Annotated in this window: 1 protein-coding gene; it reads right to left on the reverse strand. The window is 60.9% G+C overall.

Features of this window, described 5'->3' with window-relative positions:
* Nucleotides 1-103: 103 nt before the first annotated feature.
* Nucleotides 104-639 (reverse strand): ATP-binding protein (locus tag AC1DH9_RS30360; protein WP_477809482.1); only part of this gene is annotated, 536 nt, incomplete at its 5' end.

The following is a 639-nucleotide window of genomic DNA, read 5'->3' on the forward strand; positions in this document are numbered from 1 at the left end:
GCTCGCGATGAGGCCGTGACATTAAACATTGATGTTGACTGTCATACCGCCATCGCGAGCAGGCTCGCTCCCACAGGTTAATCGGGTGTGTCCGAGATCGGTTTCAGCGCCTGGGCAACTCGATCACCACCTTCAACCCGTCCCACTCGCTCTCCTGCAACACCAACTCCCCACCCCACGCCTCGACAATATCGCGCGCGATCCCCAGCCCCAGGCCATGCCCGTCAGTCTGCTCATCCAGCCGTGTGCCACGACTGAACACCTGATCGCGCTGCGCTTCGGGAATGCCCGGCCCATCGTCTTCAACCGCCAGCACAAACCCTTCAGCTGTCTCGACGATGCTCAGGCGCACCTCGGCATCCGCCCACTTGCAGGCGTTATCCAGCAGATTGCCGAGCAGTTCCAGCATATCCTCACGATCCCAAGGCAAGTGCAAACCGGTCGGTGCCGTGTAGACGAGATGCAGGTGGTCGCCGTGGATCATGTTCAGGGTCGCGAGCAATCCCGGCAACTCGGCAGCGCAATCGAACTGCGCACCCGGCAAGGCATCGCCGGCCAGACGCGCGCGATTCAATTCGCGATTGAGTCGCTGCTGAACCTGTTCGAGTTGCTCGCGAAGGATCTTGCGCAGTTCAGGAT

Source organism: Pseudomonas sp. 05T35 (genome assembly GCF_056396605.1).